Below are 22179 nucleotides of genomic sequence, written 5' to 3'. Positions count from 1 at the left end.
AATGATTACAACAGAAATTAAACGCGTGAAAAATCATATTAATGGTGAATGGGTAGAATCTACTGGTACAGAAGTGGAAGCTGTTCCAAATCCTGCGACTGGGAAAATCATTGCTTATGTTCCACTTTCTCCAAAAGAAGATGTGGATCGTGCTGTTGAAGCAGCAAAAGCAGCTTATGAAACATGGTCGAAAGTACCGGTTCCAAATCGCTCAAGACAGCTATATAAATATTTACAACTTTTACAAGAAAATAAAGATGAGCTTGCAAAAATCATTACATTGGAAAATGGTAAAACATTAAAAGATGCAACTGGCGAAGTGCAGCGCGGGATTGAGGCCGTAGAACTTGCAACATCAACACCAAATTTAATGATGGGACAAGCACTTCCAAACATTGCGGGCGGAATTGATGGTTCCATTTGGCGCTACCCAATTGGAGTTGTTGCGGGGATTACACCGTTTAACTTCCCAATGATGATTCCGCTATGGATGTTCCCGTTAGCAATTGCTTGTGGTAATACATTTGTATTGAAAACATCTGAAAGAACACCACTTTTAGCAGAAAGATTAGTAGAATTATTCTATGAAGCAGGGTTTCCAAAAGGAGTTTTAAACTTAGTACAAGGTGGAAAAGACGTTGTAAATAGTATTCTAGAAAATAAAGATATTCAAGCTGTTTCATTTGTTGGATCTGAACCAGTTGCACGCTATGTATACGAAACAGGAACAAAATATGGAAAACGAGTACAAGCACTTGCAGGAGCAAAAAACCATGCGATTGTTATGCCGGATTGCAACCTTGAAAAGACAGTACAAGGTGTAATTGGGTCAGCGTTTGCGAGTAGTGGAGAGCGCTGCATGGCATGCTCTGTTGTAGCGGTTGTAGATGAAATTGCCGATGAATTTATTGATGTTCTAGTAGCAGAAACACGTAAATTAAAAGTAGGCGATGGTTTCCAAGAAGATAATTATGTAGGACCATTAATTCGTGAATCTCATAAAGAGCGTGTACTAGGCTATATTCATAGTGGTGTAGCAGATGGAGCTACTTTATTAGTAGATGGTCGTAAGATTAATGAAGAAATTGGCGATGGGTATTTCGTTGGAGCAACAATCTTTGATGGTGTAAATCAAGATATGAAAATTTGGCAAGACGAAATTTTTGCTCCAGTACTGAGCATTGTGAGAGTAAAAGATTTAGAAGAAGGAATTAAGCTAACAAACCAATCAAAATTTGCAAATGGTGCTGTTATTTATACATCAAGTGGCAAACATGCACAAACATTCCGTGATAACATAGATGCAGGAATGATTGGTGTAAACGTTAACGTTCCAGCTCCAATGGCATTCTTCGCATTTGCAGGAAATAAAGCGTCCTTCTACGGTGATCTTGGAACAAATGGAACAGATGGTGTTCAATTCTACACACGTAAAAAAGTTGTAACAGAGCGCTGGTTTTAATAGATAGAACACGTATGTAACTTGTTACATGTACGAAAAATCCACCACTCATTCATGAGCGGTGGATTTTTATTGCTAACTGTTTTTTTCGAAGGCTAATTTTATACCAAACCCAATTAATATAATACCAGTAAGTCCTTGAATATACCTTTGTGTAGCAGGATTTTTCATAAAGACACTTATTTTATCAATTAAAAATATATAAAAAGCAAACCATATTACAGTTAAAACAAGGTAGGTAAGCCCCATAATTAAAAATTGAACAAGTGTATTATGATTAGGATTTAAAAATTGCGGTAAAAAGGTCAAAAAGAAAACAGCAACTTTAGGATTTAAAAGATTAGTAAGAAAACCTTGGCGAAAACAAGAAGTGTTTTCATCGGTATGTTTCATTGACAGATCATTCATATCCATGTTGTTTTTGTTTTTTAAGGATAAAAGTGCTTTTATGCCTAAATAGACGAGATAAATTGCACCAACATATTTAAAAAGAGAAAATAAGAAAGCTGATTTAACAATAATAGCAGAAAGACCAATTACAGCAGCTAAAGTATGAATTAAGAGGGCAATACATGTACCGCAAACCGTTTTCACGCCTCCGATTTTCCCGGCAGTAAGGGTGTTTTTCGTAGCCATTGCAGTGTCAGGTCCAGGTAAAATGATAAGACAAATCGACATGATAATAAAAAGAAGATAGTTCTCCACAACCACTCCGCCTTTCTTTGTTTATTATTTTGAAAATTTAATCAAAATAAGTTTAACACAATTTAAGTTGAATGTTAAATCAAATTTAAATATGTTAAGGTATATTTAATAAAATTGTTAAAGGGGGTATAAATGCAGAGGAGCTTCGAAACAGAGAAGGTTAAGTATGAGAGGGCTAGCAAAGTTAGCAGAAATAACACCTTTTATGTTAAGTCAAATTGAATGAGGGTTAGAGAAAGTATTAGAAGTTCCAACCTTTAGTTTTCTAATGGAAGATAAGAATACAACTGATTTAGTTGTCAGGGCAAACGAATGTAAAAAATGATTGTAGGAAATTTATCATATGAATTATTATCGCCGGATTTAACTGGTGCTTTAGTTGCATCTTTAATGACTTCACCACTTAACGCTATTTCCTTAGATATATTTTTAAAACATAAGGGAGAGGAAGTCACTCATATTTTAGAAGGCAACATTGTTTTTCGATTACAACAAATAGTACAGTAATAAAACAAGCTAGATAGAGCAGAAAATGAACTGCTTTCATCTAGCCTGTTTGCTATTATGCATTAAGAAGGTTAAAGAAGCGATTTACTTCTTCATCTGAAACATCACTTAATTGCTTATATTTGTATTGTGGGTTTTGATCCTTATCGACTACGACAGAACGGACTCCTTCAAAGAAATCTTCGTGTCTCATGAAATTTTTAGCGAGTATGAGATCCGTTGCAAAGCATTCTTCTATCGATTTTTCTTTCCCATCAATCAGTTGCTTTAATGTTACTTTTAATGAGAATGGAGATTTTGAGAGTAATGTTTCTTTTGTCTTTAAAGCGAAAGAACTTTCAGCATTCTCTAATGAATGGATGATATCTTCGACTGTTTGGAATGAAAAGTGCTTATCAATTTCTTCTTGCACAGAAGCAAGTTCACTTTCTATACTAGGTGTTGTTTCATATTTATTAATGAGTTCTTTTAAAGTAATATGTACATTTTGATTGTGCCAATTTACTTTTTCAATTGCATTAAGAAAAGTAGGTAACGTTTCAGATGGCATATAATGATCAGCGGCGTTTATATATAACACATCAGCAGCTTTTAAGACAGATGCTGTTAATGCAACATAATGACCAGTTTGTCCTGGTGCTTTATTTAAGAAGTAAGCAGCGCCGACATCTGGGAAAAAACCAATGTTCATTTCAGGCATTGCCCATTTTGTACGCTCTGTGACAATTCTATGTGTAGCACCATTTGTAAGGCCGACACCACCACCCATTACAATTCCATCTAAACAAGCGATAATTGGTTTTGGATAATGATATAAATAAGTATCTATTTCATACTCTTCTTCAAAAAACTGTTCAGCATGCTGTAATGCAGCTTCATTTGAACGTGCTTCATATAATGTTTTAATATCACCGCCAGCACAAAAGCCTTTTGTACCAGCACCTTTTAAGATGATAATGGAAATCTGATCATCCTTTTCCCATTCTTTTAGTTTTTGCCCGATTGGTTTTAACATATCATAAGATAAAGAGTTAAGCGCTTTTGGACGGTTTAAAGTAATTGATGCAACACCATTTTCATTAATAGAAAATAAAACATTTTCAGTCATTTTGAATCCTCCTCTTATATCTCTTCTCGTTCTTATTTCTCGATACAATCTGAAATGTCCTTTATAATTTATTTAATAAGCAAGTATCGTGCCAGTTTTGATGCCTTTCATAAAGAAGAAATACTAGTAAAAAAGTGTCTAACTGTCTAAACAAATGAACAATTAGACATAATATTAGACTTTTTGTAGAAACATGCATATTTTGGCGAGTTCTATTTGCAGGATTTCTACGGATGAAAAGGAATATTACAACAATCATGATGGATTATAGGTTGAAAATGGAGGATATACTATATATATGACTCTTATGCTTGGAAGAAAAGAATTGAATATAGATAAGAATCATATTTTGTTATATTCGCTGAATTGTCTAACTTTTAACGAAGCTTGAGTTTGTATATAATAAGGAATAGAGAAAGGGGAGATCGGAATGCCAGGGCCTTTGCTATTATCGGTTATTATTTTGTCTTCTCTCATGGTAGGAATTACACATTATTTTCATCATACAGATACGACAGAAGAAGTGAAAGATAAAGTACGTCTCGTATTTCCGGTTTTTATCATATCTATTTCACTTTGTTTTATATTAAATAAAGATGGGTATATCGTGGCCTTATTTTCATTTTTTATAGCGATTATTTTAATCACTGTATTGTACTATGTAATGAAAGATTATTTGCAGAAATAAAATTTGATTAAAGATACCCTCACAAACTAGATTATTTTACGTTATAAAAAAGAAACTGTTTTGAAAAAAGATTAATCAAAATGGTTTCTTTTCTTTTGGAAAGAACAATCTCTACATGCAAAATAAGTATGCAATGGAGCGATAGACATCATCATAGTATTTTTCTAAATTTTAAAATTTCACATACTGTATTATAAAATAAAAAAATAAACAAATACGTAAGTAAATTCTTCATCATCTATTCACTTGTCAATCATGAGAAGCCACTATACTATTGAAGTATAGAGAATAATTAAGAGGAGTTGTGTTTATATGAAATTTGAGATGCATATGAAAATTATTTCAAATGAACAAGAAACGAGATTATATATAGAAGAAAATGTTTTTCAATTAACGTTAGATGGTTATCATTTATTTGCTGTGGATGAAATGTTACCTTTATATAAATCTAATCAAGAAAGAATCGGTAGTGCAATTGTTCAAAAGATAGAGTGGGGAAATGGAAAGACAATACTTAATTATCAACTTGTTTCATTACAATCAGTAAATTAAAAGGGAGAAAGGAAGGGAAAGATGAAACTTTTTCATACAGCGGATTGGCATTTAGGAAAACTTGTTCACGGTGTATATATGACCGAAGATCAACGGATTGTTTTAGATCAGTTCGTTCAAGCTGTACAAGAAGAAAAACCAGATGCCGTAATCATTGCAGGTGATTTATATGACCGAGCAATTCCACCGACAGAAGCAGTAGACTTATTAAATGATGTATTACAAAAAATAGTGATTGATTTGAAAACACCAGTAATCGCGGTAGCAGGGAATCATGATAGTCCAGACCGTATTCATTTTGGCAGTAGTTTAATGAAGAAACAAGGGTTACATATTGTGGGACAATTTCAATTTCCTTATGAACCTGTTGTTTTACATGATGCGTATGGAGAAGTACATTTTCATTTAGTACCATATGCTGACCCAAATATTGTTAGACATGTGATGAAAAATGAAGATATTCGCTCACATGATGATGCGATGCGTATTTTCATGAATGAACTTTCGGAAACAATGAATCAAGAAGCAAGACATGTATTTGTGGGACATGCATTTGTTACCTCTTCAGGTGAAGCAGAAGAAAACACAAGTGATGCAGAGCGGCCACTTTCAATTGGTGGTGCTGAATATGTTAATAGCCACTATTTTGACAAGTTTCATTACACTGCGCTTGGTCATTTACATCAAGCGCATTTTGTACGTAATGAAACAATTCGCTATTCAGGGTCACCACTTGCGTATTCTATTTCTGAAGAGCGACATAAAAAAGGGTATTATATTGTTGAATTAGATGAAATGGGACAAACGACAATAGAGAAACGCTTATTTACACCTCGACGCCAAATGCGAACAGTAGAAGCGAAAATAGATGATTTATTAAAGCATCCGACAAGTGAGGACTACGTTTTCGTCAAATTATTAGATGAAAATCCTGTACTACAGCCAATGGAGAAAATTCGTTCTGTCTATCCAAATGCAATGCATGTTGAACGCTCTATGCAAAGAAGAGAATTTACAGAAGCAGATGAAATTGTTGTTTCTAGGCATAAAACGGATGATGTATCCCTTTTAAAAGCTTTTTACAAAGAAATGAAGGGATCAGATTTATCAGAAGAGAAAGAGCGTCTTTTCTTAGAAGTATTACAAACAGTGCAGGAACGGGAAGGTGAACGAGGATGAGGCCACTGCAACTTATTATGACGGCGTTTGGTCCTTATAAACAGCGAGAGATTATTGATTTCAGTGATTTAGGGGATCATCGTATTTTTGCGATTTCAGGAAATACAGGAGCGGGAAAAACGACGATATTTGATGCGATTTGTTATGTGTTATATGGAGAAGCGAGTGGAGAGGAACGTAGTGATACAAGCATGCTTCGTAGCCAATTTGCTGATGACAATGTATATACGAGTGTAGAATTAATCTTTCAATTGAAAGGTAAACAATATGAAATTAAAAGACAACTTGGTCATAAAAAGCAAGGGAATAAAACCGTTACTGGGCATGCTGTTGAATTATATGAGGTAATAGGTGATGAGAAGGTTCCATGTGTTGACCGTTTTCATGTGACAGATGTGAACAAAAAGGTTGAAGATTTAATCGGACTTAGTAAGCATCAATTTAGCCAAATTGTTATGCTTCCGCAAGGAGAATTTCGAAAACTACTAACATCTGAAACGGAAAACAAAGAAGAAATTTTACGACGTATTTTTAAAACAGATCGTTATAAATTAATGCGTGAATTATTGGATCAAAAACGGAAGCAGTGGAAAGACGTCTTGCAAGAAAAGCAAAAAGAAAGAGAACTGTATTTTCGTAATGTCTTTAAGTTGCCGGTTCGAGATGCTTCGTTGTTAGAAACATTAGTGCAGCAGGAACACGTCAATACACATCAGGTAGTTGAAGCACTTGAACAAGAAACGAGTTGTTATGAAGCGGAAGTTGAACAATTACAAATGCAGCAAACAGTACAAACACAGCAATTGAAAGAAGTAGACGGTCGTTTTCATATAGCGAAGTCTGTTAATGAAAAATTCAAGGATTTAGAGCAGAAACAAGAGCAACAAACAACTTTACAAGAGAATCGCACGCAAATGGAAATGCAGGAACAACGTTTTAAACATGCAGAACAAGCAAAACGATTATTGCCATTCGAACAGTGGTATGAAGAAGCAGTGCAAAGTGAACAAAATGCCGAACAATTACTAAAGCAAATAGTTGTTAAGAAGGAAAGGACGACTGCAACCTTTTTACTTGCACAGGAGAAATATGAAGAATTAAAGAGCAGAGAGCCTGTACGTGAAGAAGCTAAGAAAAATGTACAGAGATTAGAAGAATTACAGCCAATTATTGCTTCATTGGCAGAGAAAAAATCAACATTGCAAAAGGTAGAGCGTCAGAGTGAGCAGTTAAAAACAGGTATTCATAAGCTTGAACAACAGCTAGAAGGACAGATATCCCAAAAACAACAAATAGCTGGAGAACTGCAGCAGTTAGAAGTAGCACTTGAACAATATGTAGTAAAAGTAGAAGAACTAACAAATATGCGAGAAGATGCAAAAGTCTTAAAGCAAGCATATGACGTTTGGAAAGAAAAACAAACATATGAACAAGAAAAACAAACTGCTTATCAAAAAATGGAAATAGTTGTTAAATCGTATGAAGATATGGAACGCCGCTGGTTAAACGAACAAGCTGGTGTGTTGGCTCTTCATCTTCATGACGGGGAATCTTGTCCAGTATGTGGTAGCAAGAATCACCCGAAGAAAGCTACAGAATTGGGAGATTCCATCGATGAGAAGCAGCTTGATGAACTGCGGGAAAATAAGAATGTTGCTGAAAAATTGCACGTTCAATTAGAAGAAAAATGGAATTTCTATCGCTTGCAGTATGAACAAGTAATAGAAGAAGTCGTGAAGCGTGGGTATCGCCCAGAAGAATTAGTTGAAACATATCGCGAATTGGTGCAAAAAGGAAAACAACTAGTAGCCGAAGTAAATGCATTAAAAGCAAGCGAAGAAAAGCGTAAACAATTGGCTTCAAGTCTAAAAGGATTAGAAGAACAATTAGAAGAGTTACAGAAGCAAAAACGTGAAGCCGAAGCTACGCAGCACCGCACCGAAATAGAATGTATAGAGCTTCGTACGTCTTATGAACATGATCAACAAAAAATCCCTGAAAGCTTACAAACGTTAGAAGCATGGAAACAGCAGTATGACAACGTTGTTCAAGAGCTTCGTTTTATGGAAGATGAGTGGAAGAAAGTACAAGAAGCTTATCAACATTGGCAAAATGAAAATATACGTGTACAAGCTGAGTACGATGGGGCTGTGAAGCAAGTAACTCATACAAAAGAAAAGAAAGAAGAAACTTTACTTCGTTTTACGACAGAGCTAAAGCAAGGTGGATTTATTGATCAACAAGCTTATAAAGAAGCAAAATTAACAGATGTAGAAATGAAACATCTGCAAGAGCACATCCAAAAATACTATTCATCCCTTGAAGTATTAGCGAAACAAATTGAAGAATTAGCAAATGAATTAGAGGGGAAAGAATGGATAGATATTACGATTCTAGAAGAACAAGTGAAAGAACTAGAAATTCAGCTTGATATTACAAAAGAAAAACGCCAGCGTGCTCAAAGTGCAGTTGCATACATTTCTGATTTACATGAAAATATTAGACGAATTGATGAACAAATTCATGAAGAAGAAAAAGCTTTCCAAGAACTTGTTGATTTATACGAAGTCATGAAAGGGGATAACGAGAGCCGTATTTCCTTTGAACGATACATTTTAATTGAGTATCTAGAACAAATTGTTCAAATTGCTAACGAAAGACTTCGTAAACTATCAAATGGACAATTCTATTTAAAAAGAAGTGAACGAGTTGAAAAACGAAATCGTCAAAGTGGATTAGGATTAGATGTATATGATGCATACACAGGCCAAACGCGTGACGTAAAAACATTGTCCGGCGGAGAGAAATTTAATGCATCGCTTTGTCTAGCGCTTGGTATGGCAGATGTAATTCAAGCGTATGAAGGCGGTATTTCTATCGAAACGATGTTTATCGATGAAGGATTTGGCTCACTTGACGAAGAGTCACTAACAAAAGCAGTTGATGCATTAATAGACTTACAAAAATCAGGACGATTTATCGGTGTGATTTCCCACGTACAAGAGTTGAAAAATGCAATGCCGGCAGTGCTTGAAGTAACAAAGCAGAAGGATGGTTGTAGTCAGACGAAATTTGTGATGAAGTAACAATCTCAATAGAGCAACCAAAATATGATAAATTAAAAGGAGTATTTACGAAACGGATTGAAAACTCCTTTGATATGATGGAACTTTTAGAACCAATAATTACATTTGAAGAAACGATTGTAAGAGTATAAGGAAAAGAGTCAGCGTAGGTTGACTCTTTTTCTTATACTTAGAAATGTAATGTTTTCTCGTATAAGGGAAAGTATGTGACTGAAACTGATTATAAAGGTATCTAATTTTCGGAAAAATATTATATCAGAATAGTGTATATGGTGTATAAATAGGTGAATGAAATGATATGATTTAGAAAAGAAAGTAAGATTGTCACAAGTTAATAAAAAATAAAAGTATAATTTTAGGTATTTTTCAGAAATTTATTGAGAAAAATGCCGCCTTATAAAATGGTAATTTTTGTATTAATAGTTTATTTGTAGAATAAATTATAAAGTTTGGATGTTTTGTATAAATTTTCAACATTTTATTCTAAAATTTTTTGAATTGTAATTTTTAAAGAGAAAACATTGAAGATGCGATTTTTATGGATATTAGTATAGAAAAATAGTGAAAAATTTATCAGAAAAATAAAAAAAGGATTGACAATATCATTGAGAAACATTATCATTTCGATGTAGCGAAAGAAAATGAAAATCATTATCAATTAATCGGTTGTGATTATAATCTAAGCTAGTGTGGAAAGAAATGAAGATTAAAATACACTTGACTGATAAGTTTACTATGTGTATTATTTTTTGTGAAAACATCAATTGATAATGATTATCAGTATCATGTTGTGTCTTTCTATATGGGGTTCGTCTTTTGCAAGACAGAAGTATATAAGAATCTAATAGATTCTTGCAAAGAAAGGAATTGAGAATATGGACCTTAGGGAGTTTGATGGGAAAGTTGCTTTAGTTACTGGTGCAGCACAAGGAATTGGGGAGACTGTAGCGAATATGCTTGCGGAAAGAGGAGCAAAGGTTGCAGCAGTTGATAAGAATATTTTAGGTCTCAATAAGCTTATAGATTATCATGCGGCAAGAGGTAGTTCGTTGAAAGCATTCGCTTTAGACGTGAGTGATAGTTCAGCGGTGGAAGACACAGTAAACCAGATCGAGGATACGGTGGGGCCAATTGATATTCTAGTAAACGTTGCAGGTGTTTTGAAGATGAATGCAATTCACTCTTTAAGTGATGAAGATTGGGACAAGACTTTTTCTGTAAATGCTACAGGAGTGTTTTATGTATCCAGATCGGTAAGTAAACGTATGATGTCACGTAAATCTGGTGCGATTGTAACTGTAGGATCAAACGCAGCAAGTGTTCCTAGGATGGAGATGGCTGCGTATGTAGCGTCGAAAGCTGCTGCAACGATGTTTACGAAATGTCTTGGTCTTGAACTTGCGGAATATAATATCCGTTGTAATTTAATTTCTCCTGGTTCAACTGAGACAGAAATGCAGCGCCTACTTTGGAAAGATGGAAATGGAGCTGAAAAAATTATTGCAGGCTCACAAGATACATATAGATTAGGAATTCCATTAAAAAAAATAGCAACGCCTTCTGAGATTGCTGAAGCAGTTCTATTTTTAGCCTCAGATAAAGCAAGTCATATTACAATGCATAATTTATGCATTGATGGCGGCGCTACTTTAGGAATCTAAATGAAATATAGGAGGTTAAAATAATGAATCATACAACTGCTTTAAAGGAGTTAGCAACAAAATTACTAGATGATTACAAAGCTGGATCTTCATTCTTTTTTGCTTCATTGTACCGCACCATACTTGCCGAGGGAACATTTGCTACGGTGAAACATAGTCAGGCAGAAAATTTTCCTGAGCTGGTTCATGCTGTACTAAATAACGCGAAGCAAGCTGGGCACCATAATCCCATTGTTGTAGGAGCGCTACCTTTTGATCGCACCAAAGCGGTACAGCTCGTTGTACCTCAAGAGAGCAGGATAGCAGAGCGTCTACAATTTGAATTTACAGATCGAATGCAGCAATTACCTGCACTTACATATGAAATAAATCCTATCCCGACACCTGCAGAATATATGCGCGGTGTAGAGAAAGGAGTAGCGAAAATAAAGAGCGGTGACCTAAAGAAAATCGTTCTATCTAGATCGCTGGATTTAAAATCTTCAGAAAAGGTTGATGTTCAAAAACTGCTTCGTGATTTAGCACAGCACAATAAACACGGGTATACGTTTGCAGTAGATTTACCGAAGAGTGAAGAAGGAGAGGGTTGTGATGTTTCATCAAATCGTAGTCGTACACTTATAGGAGCGAGTCCAGAGTTACTTGTTTCACGAAGTGGAATGCAAGTCATTTCTAATCCACTTGCAGGATCTAGACCTCGTAGTGAAGATCCTGTAGAAGATAAGAGACGAGCAGATGAGTTGCTTTCTTCGGCTAAAGATTTACATGAACATGCTGTTGTTGTTGAAGCAGTAGCTGCGGCGCTTCGTCCGTACTGCCGCACATTACATGTTCCAGAAAAGCCATCATTAATAAATAGTGAAGCAATGTGGCATTTATCTACTGAAGTAAAAGGAGAATTACTTGATGCATCAGTGTCTGCGTTAGAATTAGCACTTGCACTTCATCCTACACCAGCTGTTTGTGGAACTCCGACAGAAGAAGCTCGTGAAGCTATTAACGAAATTGAACCGTTTGATCGCGAGTTTTTCACGGGAATGCTTGGTTGGAGCGATCTGAATGGTGACGGTGAATGGATTGTGACGATTCGTTGTGCGGAAGTTGAAGAGAATTCTCTTCGCTTATTCGCAGGAGCTGGTATTGTTGCGGAGTCAAAACCTGAAGATGAGCTAGCTGAAACAGCAGCTAAGTTTCGTACGATGCTTCGGGCTATGGGATTAAATGATGAATCTTTGAAATAGAAGCTAGGGGGATAAATGATGTTAACAGGATGCCGAGAATGGCCTAAGGAATTTGCAGATCAGTATAAAGAAGAGGGATGCTGGCGCGGAGAGACCTTTGGAGAGATGCTGCGAGAACGTGCGATGAAACATGGTGACCAGATTGCAGTGACAAGTGGCGAAAATCATTTGAGCTATAGTGAACTAGATAAAAGAGTGGATCGCTTAGCGGCAGGATTTTTAAATTTAGGAATTAAACAAACGGATCGAGTAGTTCTTCAGTTACCGAATATTACAGAGTTTTTCGAAGTCTGCTTTGCGCTTTTTCGAATTGGGGCACTTCCAGTCTTTGCTTTGCCGTCACACCGAAGTAGTGAAATAAGCTATTTCTGTGAATTTGCAGAAGCAACTGCTTATATTATTTCTGATAAACAGCTTGGATTCGACTATCGAAAACTTGCAAGAGAAGTAAAAGAAAAAGTTTCAACGCTGCAACATGTCATAGTTGTAGGAGAGGAAGAAGAATTTGTAGGTATTCATGATCTTTACTTGGAGCCAGTTGATCTGCCAGAAGTGAAATCTAGTGATGTAGCTTTCTTACAATTATCAGGCGGAACGACAGGGTTATCTAAATTAATTCCAAGAACACATGATGACTATATTTATAGTTTAAGAGTGAGTGCTGAAATTTGTAAACTGGATCAAGAAAGTGTGTATCTTGCTGTCCTTCCAGTTGCACATAACTATCCACTTAGTTCGCCAGGGGTTCTCGGAACACTTTATGCTGGAGGTAGAGTTGTTCTATCCTCTGGAGGGAGTCCTGATGAAGCATTTTCTCTTATTGAGAAGGAACGTGTCACAATTACAGCTCTTGTTCCACCTCTTGCGCTGGTGTGGCTTGATGCCAAAGCATCACGTACTAATGATTTATCAAGTCTTGAAGTCATACAAGTAGGTGGCGCGAAATTTAGCGCTGAAGTTGCTAAACGTGTACGTCCTACATTCGGTTGTACACTGCAACAAGTATTTGGTATGGCAGAAGGACTTGTAAATTACACAAGACTTGATGATCCAGAAGAAATTATTATTCATACGCAAGGAAGACCAATGTCAGAGTTTGATGAAATTCGTGTCGTTGATGAAGATGATAATGATGTGGAGCCAGGACAAGTTGGAAGTTTATTAACTCGTGGGCCATATACAATCCGTGGATATTACAAAGCTGAAGAACATAATGCGAAATCCTTTACTTCGGATGGTTTTTACCGCACAGGTGATCTTGTCAAAATAAATGGGCAAGGATATTTAGTGGTTGAAGGACGCGATAAGGATCAGATTAATCGTGGTGGAGAGAAAGTTGCAGCTGAAGAAGTTGAAAATCATCTGTTAGCTCATGTAGCGGTACATGATGTAGCAATTGTATCTATGCCAGACGATTATTTAGGAGAGCGTACTTGTGCATTTGTAATCGCGCGCGGGCAAGCACCAACTGTTGGGGATTTGAAAATGTTTTTAAGAAATCGAGGAATTGCAGCATATAAAATCCCAGATCGTATTGAATTTATTGAATCGTTCCCACAGACCGGTGTTGGTAAAGTGAGCAAGAAAGAATTGCGGAAGGCAATTACTGAAAAACTTAAATCTATTATGAAGTAATGCATCATAAATAAATATTCTTAACAATTCGGAAGGAAGTGATTAGATGGCGATTCCAGCTATCTCAGTATATCCAATGCCATTAGAGGCAGATTTACCAAACAATAAAGTAACGTGGAAGCCTGATCCAAAGCGTGCAGTTCTTCTTATTCATGACATGCAGGAGTACTTTCTGGATGCATATCATGCAGAGGAATCACCAAGAGTAGAACTGGTTTCAAATATTCAATCTATCAGAAAAACATGTAAGGAACTCGGTGTTCCTGTCGTTTATACGGCACAACCGGGTGGACAAACGCTAGAGCAAAGAGGATTATTACAGGATTTCTGGGGATCGGGCATTCCTGAGGGGCCTCATAAGCAAAAAATTGTAGATGAGCTCACTCCTGATGAGAATGATATTTTTCTTACAAAATGGCGATACAGTGCTTTTAAGAAAACAAATCTTCTAGAAATTTTACAGGAACAAGGACGTGATCAGCTTATTATTTGCGGAGTGTATGCACATATCGGATGCCTCTTAACAGCATGTGAAGCATTTATGGATGGAATACAACCATTTTTCATTGCTGATGCAGTTGCTGATTTCTCACAAGAACATCATAAACAAGCTATGCAGTATGCATCGGATCGATGTGCAGTGACAACGATAACGAATATATTATTAAAAGATTTACAGCGTTTAAAAGAAAATGCTGCAGCAGAAGGGCCTGCAAGGTTCACATTACAATCAGTGCGTGAACAAGTTGCTGAATTGCTTCGTGAATCACCAGAGAATATCAGGGATGGTGAAGATTTATTAAATAGAGGGCTCGACTCAGTTAGAATTATGAGTTTAGTAGAGAAATGGCGCCAGGTAGGTGTAGAAGTTACATTCGCAGATTTGGCTGAGCGTCCAACAATTTATGATTGGTTTCATTTAGTGTCCTCTCAAGAGGAAAAAGAGCTGTCAAATATAGATAGATAAAGGGGTAAATGCGAATGTCTCATTGTCAAAAGGTTCGTCATTCATTGTCAGGTGCGCAAACGGGTATTTGGTTTGCGCAGCAACTTGATCCTGAAAATCCAATTTATAATACGGGTGAGTACATAGAAATACACGGTTCAGTTGATGTGAAAACATTTGAATCAGCTGTGCGTAAGGTTGTGATGGAAGCGGAATCTTTACATGTCCACTTTGAAGAAGATGAGAAAGGACCATGGCAAGTTATCGATGCTTCTCCTGAATTTTATATGCATTTTATCGATGTTAGTAAAGAAGAAAACCCTCAAAAATCCGCTGAAGCTTGGATGGAAGTAGACTTATCTACACCGGTTAATTTGAAAAAGGACAAGCTGTATACGGAGGCACTTTTTAAAATCGATGCGAATCGTTTCTTCTGGTATCAGCGCATTCACCATATTGTGATGGATGGCTACGGCTTTTCGTTACTTGCAGAGCGAGTAGCAAAAGTATATACGGCATATATGAATAATCAATCGTATGATGAGAGACCTTTTGGTTCTGTACATACCATTTTAGAGGAGGACGTTACATATCGAGCATCAGAGCAGTTTGAAAAAGATCGCAAATTTTGGTTAGAACGATTCCAAGATCAACCAGAAGTAGTAAGTTTGGCGGAACGTACTCCTAGAACATCGAAGGAATTTCTTCGCCAAACAGCACATTTGTCTCGTTTAAGTACAGAATCCTTAAAAAAGGTTGCACATGATTGTAAAGTGAATTGGCCGGATCTTATCATCGCTGCAACTGCTATCTATATACACAAGTTAACAAGTGCAAAGGATGTAATTTTAGGTTTACCAATGATGGGACGTTTAGGGTCGGTATCAATTCATACTCCTGGTATGGTTATGAATGTTGTTCCATTTAGATTGTCTATAAGCCCTAATATGAGTTTTGCTGAGGTTGTAAAGCAGGTTTCTAATGAAATTCGTGATATACGCCTTCATCATAAGTACCGTCATGAAGAACTACGCCGAGACCTTAAGTTATTGGGAGAAAATCAAAGGTTATTTGGCCCAATGATTAATGTCATGCCATTTGGTTATAGTCTGAGTTTTGCAGGAAATCATGGTGTGAAACATAATCTTTCAGCAGGTCCGGTTGATGATCTTTCGATAAATGTGTCAAACGAGTTTGGCGGAAATGGCTTAAGGGTTAATTTTGATGCAAACCCTGAAGTATATAGAGTAGAAGAGCTAATAAATCATAAAGATAGATTTATGAATCTTCTAGAAAATATATTAGATCTTCAGGTAGATTCACCGATTGGAAAGCTAGAACTCTTATTTCATGAAGAACGCAAGCATTTAATAGAGTGGAATCAAACTATGAAAGAAAGTTCATTCGTAAGTGTACCTGCTCTCATTGAAAAACAAGTAAGGAAATCTCCTGATACTATTGCTGTCGTATGTGATGGAATAGAACTTACTTATAAAGAATTAAATGAACGGGCAAATCAACTTGCTCACTTCTTGTTAGAACGGGGAGTTCAATCTCAACAATTTGTAGCGTTAGCATTTCCAAGATCTGTAGAGATGGTTATCGGTATGATTGCAGTTCTTAAGACAGGAGCAGCGTATTTACCAATTGATCCAGAATATCCAGAAGATCGAATTGCGTACATTTTAAACGATGCTCAGCCCGTTTGTATCTTAACACATTCTTCTATTTTGGCTAATCTACCGAATGAGAATCATACACAAAGGATTGTACTTGATGGTAAGAATACAAAAGAAGAGTTAAGGGAATATTCTAAAAATAATTTAGACTCATTTGATCATATCTCACTTTTAAATCCTGCATATACAATTTATACTTCGGGATCAACAGGTAAGCCCAAAGGTGTAGTTGTGCCGATGCAAAGTTTAAGTAACTTTTTATTGGCAATGCAAGATCAATTTTCATTACATGTGAATGACCGCTTGTTGGCTGTTACAACTTTTGCATTTGATATTTCTGCTTTAGAAATTTATTTACCACTTATTAGTGGAGCAAGTGTTCAAGTTGCACAAAAAGAAACGGTTCAAGATTCTTCAGCTTTAACAGAGATCATCCAAAAGAAAAATATTACAATTATGCAAGCTACGCCAACACTTTGGCACGCGCTTGTAACAGATTATCCAGAAAGATTAATTGGACTTAAAGTGCTTGTTGGTGGTGAGGCGCTTCCATCGAATTTAGCGTCTCGGTTAAAAGAATTAAATTGTTATGTTACAAATCTTTATGGCCCAACAGAAACAACAATTTGGTCAACTTTCATGGATATGAATGAAGAAGAGAGTGGTACACCTTCTATTGGAAGACCGATTTGGAATACAGAGGTGTATGTACTAGATGCAGGGTTACAACCAGTACCAACTGAAGTGGTGGGGGAATTATACATTGCTGGTACGGGGCTTGCTAATGGATATTTAGGAAAACCAGAATTAACAGCTGAACGATTTGTTGCAAACCCGTTTGGAAAACCTGGTACACGAATGTATCGTACAGGTGACCTTGTTAAATGGCGTCAAGATGGTTCGCTAGAATATGTGAGCCGCGCTGACCATCAAATTAAGATTCGTGGATTTCGTATCGAGTTATCTGAAGTGGAAACGGTATTATCTCAGCACCCTCATGTTGAGCAAGTCGTTGTAATTGTTCGAGAAGATCAACCTGGCGAAAAACGTTTAGTTGCTTACATTGTACCTGATGCTGAAAGCAATCTTGAACTTGCAGAAATTCGAGCATATGCAGCAGAGAGTCTACCAGGTTATATGATACCGTCAGTAATTATGATGATACCTGAATTGCCATTGACACCAAACGGAAAGATTAATCGGAAAGTGTTACCAGCACCTGACTTTAATTTACTTGTTAGTGAGCGCATAGCTAGAAATCCACAAGAAGAAATTTTATGTGATTTATTTGCGGAAGTGCTTAGCATAGCGCGGATTGGAATCGATGATAACTTCTTTGAAATAGGCGGACATTCTCTGTTAGCTGCTCGGTTAATGGGACGTATTCGTGAAACATTAGGTGTGGAATTAGGGATTGGAAAACTATTTGAATCACCTACAGTCGCTGAGCTCGCTAAACAATTAGATGGCACGCAGCGTGCAAGGCCAGCTATTCAGAAGGTAGAGCGTCCAAAAGAAGTACCGCTTTCTTTTGCACAGCGTCGTTTATGGTTCTTGAACTGCTTAGAAGGTCCAAGCCCAACTTACAATATTCCAGTAGTCATTCGAATGTCTGGTGAATTAAATCGAGAAGCTTTACAAGCTGCATTTTATGATATCGTCGATCGACATGAGACACTTCGAACGATTTTTCCTAACACGCTAGGTACGTCATATCAGCAAATTTTGGAGACGAATGAGGCAAATCCTACTTTAATTGTTACGCAGACTACTGATTCAGAATTACCTAAAGTACTTGCTGAAGCTGTAAGATATTGCTTTAATCTTGCAGAAGAGCCAGCTATCCGTATGGAACTTTTTGAAATAAATCCGGATGAACATGTGTTACTTGTATTGTTGCATCATATTGTAGGGGATGGATGGTCATTAAATCCATTGTCAAGAGACATAGCGGCTGCTTATCAAGCACATTGTAAATGTGAATCAGTTCAGTGGAAGTCGCTTCCAGTACAGTATGCCGATTATGCCCTTTGGCAACAAGAACTATTAGGAAATGAGAGTTTACAAGATAGTCTTATTTCACAACAAATTGAGTTTTGGAAAGAAGAGCTGAAGGGATTACCAGATCAACTGGAGTTACCTACAGATTATCAACGTCCTGTGGAAACGAGTTATCGTGGGGAAACGATAGATTTTCATGTGAATCCAGAGTTACATGAACGACTATTAGAGCTTGCTCGTAAAAATGGTGTTAGCTTGTTTATGGTGTTGCAATCCGGACTCGCTGCATTATTTACACGATTAGGAGCAGGAACGGATATTCCAATAGGCAGTCCAATTGCGGGGCGCAGTGATGATGCGCTTGGAGATATTGTTGGATTGTTTGTAAATACACTTGTATTACGTACAGATACATCTGGAGATCCTAGCTTTAGTGAACTATTAAGCAGGGTACGTAAAGTGAACCTTTCGGCATATGAAAATCAAGATGTTCCGTTTGAACGACTTGTTGAAGTATTAAACCCTGCGCGTTCGAGAAACAGTCATCCACTATTCCAAATTATGTTAGCCTATCAAAATACACCAGAGGCTACTCTTAATATACCGAATCTAGAAACGCATATTGAGATTAAGAGTGTTGGTTCTTCGAAGTTTGATATGACGATAGAAATAAGTGAACGTAGTACATCTGAAGGTCAGCCAAATGGGTTACATGGTTTACTTGAGTTTAGTACAGATTTATTTAAGCGTGAAACAGCTGGAAAATTTGTGAGTCGTTTCATTCGTTTATTAGATGATGCAGCAAAGAATCCAGAACAATCTATTGGATGTTTGGAAATTTTACAAGAAGAAGAGCGTCAAACAATACTTGAAAAATGGAATGGCGGCTTTCAAATTGCTCCTGAGATGACGTTGCCAGAATTGTTTGAGAAACAAGTTCGCTTAACGCCAGATGCAACCGCTGTCGTGTTTGAGGACACTGCGCTAACTTATGAAGAGTTAAATAAGAGATCGAATAAACTTGCACGTCTCTTAATTGAAAAAGGAGTAGGTCCAGAGCAATTGGTTGCTTTGGCGATGCCAAGATCTCTTGATATGATCGTAAGTTTATTAGCAGTTTTAAAAGCGGGAGCAGGATATTTACCGCTAGATCCTGATTATCCATCAGACCGAATTTCATTTATGTTAAGTGATGCTAAGCCTGTTTGTATGATTACGAACAGGGAAGTGACAATAGAGAGTGATGAGATCGAAGCGATTGTAGTAGATGATCCGAAAATAATTGAGACATTAAACAAATATAGTGAAGAGAATATAGAGAATGTGGAGCGAATACAGCCGCTATCACCTTTACACATTGCTTATGTAATTTACACATCAGGTTCAACAGGTAGACCAAAAGGTGTAATGATCCCTCATCAAAATGTTGTAAGGTTATTTGGAGCAACTGATCATTGGTTCCAATTTGATTCAAATGATATTTGGACAATGTTCCATTCTTACGCATTTGATTTCTCAGTTTGGGAAATTTGGGGACCGTTACTGTATGGAGGGCGTCTTGTTATTGTACCGCATACTGTGAGTCGTTCACCTAGGGAGTTTTTAAATCTGCTTGTTCAGGAGAAGGTAACAGTTTTAAATCAGACACCATCAGCGTTTTACCAACTTATGCAGGCGGATCGTGAAAATGCCCAATTAGGGCAGAAGCTTTCTTTACGATATGTCGTTTTTGGCGGAGAGGCACTGGAATTAAGTCGCCTAGAAGATTGGTATAGTCGTCATCCAGAAAACGCACCTAAGCTTATTAATATGTATGGTATTACTGAAACAACTGTACATGTAAGCTATATCGAGCTAGATCAAAATATCGTATCTTTACGAGCAAATAGCTTAATTGGATGTAGTATACCAGATCTTAAAGTATACGTATTAGATAACTACTTACAACCTGTACCACCGGGAGTAGTGGGGGAAATGTATGTGGCAGGAGCAGGACTTGCCCGTGGATATTTGGGTCGTGCGGGTTTAACTGCAGAACGATTTATAGCAGATCCATATGGGAAACCTGGCACTCGAATGTATCGTACAGGAGATTTAGCACGTTGGCGTCAAGATGGCACGTTAGATTATATGGGACGTGCAGATCATCAAATTAAAATTCGTGGTTTCCGAATTGAACTTGGTGAAATTGAAGCGGTTATAATGCAGCATCCTCATGTTGAACAAGTTGCTGTCATTGTACGTGAAGATCAGCCTGGTGATAAGCGCTTAGTCGCCTATATTGTTCCGTCAGAACATGTACACATTGATACAGCTGAAATGCGCCAATACGCGGGACTTAGCCTACCTGATTATATGGTGCCGTATGCTTTCGTTATGATAAGTGAATTACCTTTAACTCCAAATGGTAAGTTAGATCGTAAAGCATTACCAGCACCTGAATTCACGGCATCTACTATAAGCCGAGGACCAAGAACACCAAAAGAGGAAATTTTATGTGAATTATTTACAGAAGTTTTGAATTTGCCTCGAATTGGTATTGATGATGGTTTCTTTGATCTTGGCGGTCATTCCTTACTTGCTGTGCAGTTAATGAGCCGGATCAGAGAAGCGCTAGGAATTGAGTTAAGTATTGGTAGCTTATTTGCGGCACCGACAGTTGCAGGGCTTGCCGAAAGACTTGAGATGGGGACAAGCCAAAGTGCACTAGATGTAATCTTGCCATTAAGAACAAGTGGTGGTGAGCTACCTATGTTTTGTGTACATCCAGCAGGTGGGCTTAGTTGGTGTTATGCAGGATTAATGAAGTCTTTAGGAAGCGATCATCCAATTTATGGTGTACAGGCACGCGGTATTGCAAAAAGCGAAGAACTTCCAAAATCATTAGACGAAATGGCTGCTGACTATCTTGAGCACATTCGTGAAATACAGCCACATGGACCGTACAGATTGTTAGGTTGGTCTCTCGGAGGAAATGTTGTTCATGCAATGGCAACTCATTTGCAAAATCAAGGAGAAGAAGTTGAATTACTTGTCATGCTGGATTCTTATCCTGGTCATTTTTTACCAAATACAGAATCACCTACTGAGGAAGAAGCGCTTATTGCACTACTTGCATTAGGAGGATATGATCCAGATAACATGGACGGGAAACCACTTGATATGGCAAATGCTATTGATATACTTCGCAGGGATGGCAGTGCATTAGCGAGCCTGGAAGAGGAAACCATTTTGAATTTGAAAGAAACATACGTAAATTCTGTTGGTCTTTTAGGAAAGTATGTTCCAAAACAATTCCATGGAAACATTGTATTCTTTAGATCAACAATCATACCAGAATGGTTTGATCCAATTTCTCCAGATACATGGTTTAACTATATCGATGGAGAAATTGAACAATATGATATTGATTGTCGACATAAAGATTTATGTCAGCCAGGACCATTAACAGAAATCGGACAAGTATTAGCTAATAGATTGCAAGAGATGAAAGGGGTAAGTAAAGTATGACGAATCCATTTGAAAACGATAATTTTATGTATAAAGTGTTAGTAAATAAGGAAGGCCAGCACTCTGTCTGGCCAGCCTTTCTCGATGTACCAGCGGGGTGGGATGTTGTTCATGAACAAGATAGTAGACAATCTTGTCTTGCATATATCGAATTACATTGGAGTGATATGCAGCCAAAAAGTCTTCGTTCACTTGAATGCGTTTCAGTAGGGAAGTAGT

At 37.1% G+C, this 22179-nt stretch carries 14 protein-coding genes; 12 read left to right on the top strand and 2 right to left on the bottom strand.

Going from position 1 to position 22179, the window contains the following annotated elements; genetic code table 11:
- Window position 1 precedes the first annotated feature (1 nt).
- Window positions 2–1462: a CoA-acylating methylmalonate-semialdehyde dehydrogenase gene (locus AC1M36_RS07970; protein ID WP_336452511.1), complete on the top strand. Its 1461-nt coding sequence runs from the start codon at window positions 2–4 to the stop codon at window positions 1460–1462.
- A gap of 75 nt (window positions 1463–1537) precedes the next feature.
- Here the strand turns inward: AC1M36_RS07970 and AC1M36_RS07965 are convergent, their stop codons facing one another.
- Window positions 1538–2140 carry a LysE family translocator gene (locus tag AC1M36_RS07965; protein WP_479845816.1) on the bottom strand — a complete coding sequence of 201 codons (603 nt, stop codon included), beginning with the start codon at window positions 2138–2140 and terminating at the stop codon, window positions 1538–1540.
- A gap of 348 nt (window positions 2141–2488) precedes the next feature.
- On the opposite strand from AC1M36_RS07965, the gene AC1M36_RS07960 reads away from it, so the two are divergent.
- Window positions 2489–2674 (top strand): hypothetical protein, encoded by a 186-nt coding sequence (locus AC1M36_RS07960; RefSeq protein WP_336452510.1) that lies wholly within the window; start codon window positions 2489–2491, stop codon window positions 2672–2674.
- Between the two features lie 55 nt (window positions 2675–2729).
- Here the strand turns inward: AC1M36_RS07960 and AC1M36_RS07955 are convergent, their stop codons facing one another.
- Entirely contained in the window at window positions 2730–3782 is a 1053-nt protein-coding gene (locus AC1M36_RS07955; RefSeq protein WP_336452509.1) for an enoyl-CoA hydratase/isomerase family protein, read from the bottom strand.
- Window positions 3783–4212: 430 nt separating this feature from the next.
- Between AC1M36_RS07955 and AC1M36_RS07950 the strand changes: the two genes are divergently transcribed.
- The 10 genes from AC1M36_RS07950 (at window position 4213) to AC1M36_RS07905 (ending at window position 22178) form a co-directional block, all read left to right on the top strand.
- Window positions 4213–4470 (top strand): hypothetical protein, encoded by a 258-nt coding sequence (locus AC1M36_RS07950; RefSeq protein WP_336452508.1) that lies wholly within the window; start codon window positions 4213–4215, stop codon window positions 4468–4470.
- A 312-nt stretch (window positions 4471–4782) separates the two neighbouring features.
- The gene (locus AC1M36_RS07945; protein WP_336452507.1) at window positions 4783–5022 is read left to right on the top strand and encodes a DUF2584 family protein; all 240 of its coding nucleotides are present in this window, start codon (window positions 4783–4785) and stop codon (window positions 5020–5022) included.
- A gap of 21 nt (window positions 5023–5043) precedes the next feature.
- Window positions 5044–6201 (top strand): exonuclease SbcCD subunit D, encoded by a 1158-nt coding sequence (locus AC1M36_RS07940; protein ID WP_336452506.1) that lies wholly within the window; start codon window positions 5044–5046, stop codon window positions 6199–6201.
- A complete protein-coding gene (locus AC1M36_RS07935) occupies window positions 6198–9287 on the top strand; it encodes an SMC family ATPase (RefSeq protein ID WP_336452505.1) in 3090 nt (1029 codons plus the stop codon). The genes AC1M36_RS07940 and AC1M36_RS07935 overlap by 4 nt, the downstream gene beginning before the upstream one ends.
- An 875-nt stretch (window positions 9288–10162) precedes the next feature.
- A complete protein-coding gene (locus tag AC1M36_RS07930) occupies window positions 10163–10948 on the top strand; it encodes a 2,3-dihydro-2,3-dihydroxybenzoate dehydrogenase (protein ID WP_479845725.1) in 786 nt (261 codons plus the stop codon).
- A 23-nt stretch (window positions 10949–10971) separates the two neighbouring features.
- Window positions 10972–12189: an isochorismate synthase DhbC gene (gene dhbC, locus AC1M36_RS07925; protein WP_479845724.1), complete on the top strand. Its 1218-nt coding sequence runs from the start codon at window positions 10972–10974 to the stop codon at window positions 12187–12189.
- An 18-nt stretch (window positions 12190–12207) separates the two neighbouring features.
- A complete protein-coding gene (locus tag AC1M36_RS07920; protein WP_336452502.1) occupies window positions 12208–13824 on the top strand; it encodes a (2,3-dihydroxybenzoyl)adenylate synthase in 1617 nt (538 codons plus the stop codon).
- A gap of 46 nt (window positions 13825–13870) precedes the next feature.
- Window positions 13871–14791 carry an isochorismatase family protein gene (locus AC1M36_RS07915; RefSeq protein ID WP_336452501.1) on the top strand — a complete coding sequence of 307 codons (921 nt, stop codon included), beginning with the start codon at window positions 13871–13873 and terminating at the stop codon, window positions 14789–14791.
- Window positions 14792–14805: 14 nt separating this feature from the next.
- Window positions 14806–21960 carry an amino acid adenylation domain-containing protein gene (locus AC1M36_RS07910; RefSeq protein ID WP_479845723.1) on the top strand — a complete coding sequence of 2385 codons (7155 nt, stop codon included), beginning with the start codon at window positions 14806–14808 and terminating at the stop codon, window positions 21958–21960.
- On the top strand, window positions 21957–22178 hold the full coding sequence (locus AC1M36_RS07905; protein WP_336452499.1) for an MbtH family protein: 222 nt from the start codon (window positions 21957–21959) through the stop codon (window positions 22176–22178). Before AC1M36_RS07910 ends, AC1M36_RS07905 begins: the two co-directional genes overlap by 4 nt.
- The last annotated feature ends 1 nt before the right edge of the window (window position 22179 follow it).

Source organism: Bacillus sp. Medicinal_06 (genome assembly GCF_056711665.1).
Note: the sequence above shows the minus strand (reverse complement) of the source record. Positions and strands in the feature narration are given on the sequence as shown.

Coding starts and splice junctions, on each gene's coding strand:
- AC1M36_RS07920 (WP_336452502.1), top strand. CDS start 12,208: ATGTTAACAGGATGCCGAGAATGGCCTAAGGAATTTGCAGATCAGTAT.
- AC1M36_RS07910 (WP_479845723.1), top strand. CDS start 14,806: ATGTCTCATTGTCAAAAGGTTCGTCATTCATTGTCAGGTGCGCAAACG.
- AC1M36_RS07960 (WP_336452510.1), top strand. CDS start 2,489: ATGATTGTAGGAAATTTATCATATGAATTATTATCGCCGGATTTAACT.
- AC1M36_RS07930 (WP_479845725.1), top strand. CDS start 10,163: ATGGACCTTAGGGAGTTTGATGGGAAAGTTGCTTTAGTTACTGGTGCA.
- AC1M36_RS07970 (WP_336452511.1), top strand. CDS start 2: ATGATTACAACAGAAATTAAACGCGTGAAAAATCATATTAATGGTGAA.
- AC1M36_RS07915 (WP_336452501.1), top strand. CDS start 13,871: ATGGCGATTCCAGCTATCTCAGTATATCCAATGCCATTAGAGGCAGAT.
- AC1M36_RS07945 (WP_336452507.1), top strand. CDS start 4,783: ATGAAATTTGAGATGCATATGAAAATTATTTCAAATGAACAAGAAACG.
- AC1M36_RS07940 (WP_336452506.1), top strand. CDS start 5,044: ATGAAACTTTTTCATACAGCGGATTGGCATTTAGGAAAACTTGTTCAC.
- AC1M36_RS07905 (WP_336452499.1), top strand. CDS start 21,957: ATGACGAATCCATTTGAAAACGATAATTTTATGTATAAAGTGTTAGTA.
- AC1M36_RS07950 (WP_336452508.1), top strand. CDS start 4,213: ATGCCAGGGCCTTTGCTATTATCGGTTATTATTTTGTCTTCTCTCATG.
- dhbC (WP_479845724.1), top strand. CDS start 10,972: ATGAATCATACAACTGCTTTAAAGGAGTTAGCAACAAAATTACTAGAT.
- AC1M36_RS07965 (WP_479845816.1), bottom strand. CDS start 2,140: ATGTCGATTTGTCTTATCATTTTACCTGGACCTGACACTGCAATGGCT.
- AC1M36_RS07955 (WP_336452509.1), bottom strand. CDS start 3,782: ATGACTGAAAATGTTTTATTTTCTATTAATGAAAATGGTGTTGCATCA.
- AC1M36_RS07935 (WP_336452505.1), top strand. CDS start 6,198: ATGAGGCCACTGCAACTTATTATGACGGCGTTTGGTCCTTATAAACAG.